Raw genomic sequence first — 3,661 nt, forward strand, 5'->3', positions numbered from 1 at the left:
ATCATCACCTACTCCTGCTCCAATAGAATCTCCTAATATAAGTATTGTAATAGGCATTTGTTAAATGCCTCAACCCATTGAAATTACTGGGTTATTTTACTTTTTATATATAAATTTTCTCTCCATTTAATGATATAATATAAGTGACAAAACAAACAAAACACCAAAAAACGGAGGAAAATTTATGACTAAAAAATTTCATCAGATTACTCTTTCTGAATCCTTTGAACAATGTCAGAATCTATTCACTTCCGACACTACTTCTTTCTTCGACTTGCTTAATCAGCATATGGATCTGGATGAATTTATTCCCTTGGAATTCCATAAAGCATTCTACAAAACTCTTGGGCGCAAACGTGAATATCCGTTAACAGGATTTCTTTCTGCTCTCATCCTTCAAAAAATCTTTTCCATACCTACTGATTCACTTCTTCTTATTCTTCTCACTATCTGCAAAGAACTTAGGGATTTCTGTGGTTTCACCAAAGTACCAGATGCACCTCTCTTAACCAGATTCAAACAAGATTTCCTTGCTCATATTCAGTTTATGTTCGAAAATATGGTCGATCATACTGAACCTATCTGCCAGAGTATTGATTCCCGTCTTTCCCAAATGCTCATCTTTGATACTTCAGGCATTGAGCTTTACGTTAAGGAAAACAACCCCAAAACACTTAATGCTTTGATTAAACGGCTTAAATCCTTCTACAAGAATAATCCTGAAGTCGACCCATACAAAATGGCTTACGTCCTCATGCCTTCTCACGCAGTTTCTTCTTCAGATGCAAAGCAAATGTTCATAAATGGCCACTTCTGTTATGCTGATAAATTTTCTATCCTTACCAATGGTCTCGGCATCATTCGTCATATTGCTTTTATGGATGATGAATTCAAATCTTCTCATCCGGAGATGGTTGTTAAAAAGAAAACTGATTCTCCTGATGAAGATAAATCTATTAGCGATTCTTCTGCTTTAAAACCCATTTTGACTGACTTCTTTGAATCGCACCCTGATTTCCATCCAACCTCTTTCCTTGGTGATTCTGCTTTTGATGCAATTGGAACTTATGGTTTTCTAAAAGATCAGTTCCATTTTAAGAAAGCTTTTATTCCATATAATCCTCGTAATGAAAGCTCCTTAAAAAAGGTTGGTTACAATGAATTTGGTTATCCGCTTTGCCCCTATGATTCAACCCTTCCCATGAAATATCATGGCATTACTCGTGAAAAAGGACGAGCCGACCGCATCAAATGGGGATGTCCTAAAATGTCTTATCACAACTACACCTGGACTTGCTATTGCGACAAACCTTGCAGTACAGCCAAGAAGGGACGTACAACATACACTTATGACAACATGGATTTTCGCATGTTTCCAGGTATTCAGCGTGGTTCTGAAGAATGGGTCGACACCTACAAGATTCGTGGTGTCATTGAACAAACAATAGGTCACTTGAAATCCAATATGTGCATTGCCGGTAGAAAAACCCGTAATCATCAAACAACAAAGGCTGATGTTTACATTGCTGCCATTGCCAGTTTGTTCACTGTAGTCATTGCTCATAAACTAAGTTGTCCACAATACATTCGCAGCATCAAGCCTCTTATTGCCTAATTTATCAACTATCACTCAGGCTTATTAAGGTGCGTCTAAAATGTTCTTTTTTTATTGAAATTGGCAAAAGTTATCCACATTTCTTGCTTTTGCATTTAACAACTACCTAATAAATATTATTTCAAACCCTTCAAAACTGGTAAATACTAAATGAAATAAAAAAACCCTCCCATTGGTAGGGAAGGTTATGTATACAAAAACCAGTCTACAAAAATAAATAATTTTGCAAACTTGAATTAATAGTCCTTCCCTGCCTTTTTTGACCAAGTCAAACGCAGCAGTACCTCATGGTTCATCGTCCATATCTCAGCTCCCGGGTTTATGGATTAGCCCCGTTCACGGCCCTGATATTTTCTCCCACATGAGGAAGGGCATTGCCCCGCGTTATGAAATTTTATATGATTTTTCATTATAATTTTGATTATCTACTTAATTATACCAGTATATAGTCAAAATTGCGTCAATTTTTTTATTTATCTTCTTGTTATAGTGGATATCCAATGCCTTCCTCTACAAGATCAAGGTCCACCTTGTACTTCTCCGTATTCCTATACTTGAAATATTTAAGGGACTGCTCCGGATAAAGAATATAAGAAAGGATGTCTTCCTCATATTCATAAAGATTGCCTATTTCCTTCTTCTTTGCTTTAATGTCAATGTCTTTGATTTCTATATCCTTTGATTCAAAGGTGTCTATCCTGTCAAGGAGTTCCCGGCTTATCTTTCCTTCGGGAGTTCCATAAAGACCTAAAAGATAGTTTTTAACTTCCTTGAAGAGAACCTTATATCTTTCATTGTTGATTATATTGAGTACTGCCTGGCTCCCTACTATCTGACTCGTAGGAGTTGCCAGCACTGGATATCCAAGATCTTTTCTTACCCTTGGTACTTCTTCCATTACTTCATCAAATTTGTCTTTTAGACCCATGCTGTCAAGCTGATATACGAGGTTTGAAATCATTCCACCTGGAATCTGGTGTTCAAGTACCGATGCATCCATTTGATATCTATCAACACTTATTTCCCTTTTTCTCTTCAACTTTGTAAGCATATGATTTGCTTCCCTTACGGCATCCATATCAAGATTGTGCGTATACTCAGTTCCCCTCAGTGATTCAATTATAGCTTCAAGAGGTGGTTGTGAGGGTCCTCCTGCAAAAGGAGCTATGGCACAGTCTACAGTTGAAACTCCAACATCAATGGCTTTCTGATAACACATTGCAGCCATATAGCTAGTACAGTGAGCATGAAACTGAACAGGAGTCTTTCCTGCCATCTTTACCAGTTCACTTAGAATTCTAGATGCATCTGAAGGATGCATTATTCCACTTGGGTCCTTAAGCGCTATTGAATCAACCTCCAATTCTAAAAGGCTTCTGCATGTCTTGGTATAGTGGTCAATATCATGAACTGGACTCTTAGTATAGAGTATGGCACCCTGTACATGTTTTCCGGTTCCCTTTGCAATTTCTATTGACTCCTTCATATTACCCACATCATTCAAAGCATCAAATATTCTGAAAATATCCATTCCATTTTGGGCAGATTTTTCAATAAACATTTTAACCACTTCAATTGGATAAGGCTTGTATCCAAGAAGATTTCTTCCTCTCAAGAGCATCTGTGTAGGTGTATTTGGAAGAGCTTTCTTGATTTTCCTGAGTCTTTCCCAAGGATCTTCATCCAAATATCTAAGGCAAACATCAAAGGTTGCTCCTCCCCAGACTTCCATGGATTTGAATCCTATTTTATCCATTACTTCTGCTACAGGCAGTATTTCATCGAGCCTAAGCCTGGCTGCTATTAAAGACTGCTGTCCGTCCCTAAATGTAGTTTCAGTGAAATTAATTAATTTACTCATATCTGCTCACTTTTAGTCCTTTCTATGTCCATTGAGGGAGTCGGAAAAAATTCTACTCCCTCAATGTCCTTTATTAACTCCTAATCTTATGTTTATCATTTACAAAAACTATATTTTTTATTCTTTCTGCTCTAATTATATTTTACAGGAAACTTATTATACTGTCCAATACCTCTATATTTGTT

Annotated in this window: 2 protein-coding genes; one reads left to right on the plus strand and one right to left on the minus strand. The window is 36.9% G+C overall.

Annotated features, from left to right (window positions below; all coding sequences use genetic code 11):
• Positions 1-184 precede the first annotated feature (184 nt).
• Positions 185-1,615: a transposase gene (locus tag AC3AX0_RS09260; RefSeq protein ID WP_487550010.1), complete on the plus strand. Its 1,431-nt coding sequence runs from the start codon at positions 185-187 to the stop codon at positions 1,613-1,615.
• Between the two features lie 484 nt (positions 1,616-2,099).
• Here AC3AX0_RS09260 and AC3AX0_RS09265 read toward each other — a convergent pair whose 3' ends face one another.
• Positions 2,100-3,476: a pyruvate carboxylase subunit B gene (locus tag AC3AX0_RS09265; protein ID WP_487550011.1), complete on the minus strand. Its 1,377-nt coding sequence runs from the start codon at positions 3,474-3,476 to the stop codon at positions 2,100-2,102.
• Between the last annotated feature and the right edge of the window lie 185 nt (positions 3,477-3,661).

The organism is Dethiosulfatibacter sp. (genome assembly GCF_983023055.1).

Bases quoted from the DNA above. Each gene is read 5' to 3' on its own strand.
- AC3AX0_RS09260 (WP_487550010.1), top strand. From the start codon at position 185: ATGACTAAAAAATTTCATCAGATTACTCTTTCTGAATCCTTTGAACAA.
- AC3AX0_RS09265 (WP_487550011.1), bottom strand. From the start codon at position 3,476: ATGAGTAAATTAATTAATTTCACTGAAACTACATTTAGGGACGGACAG.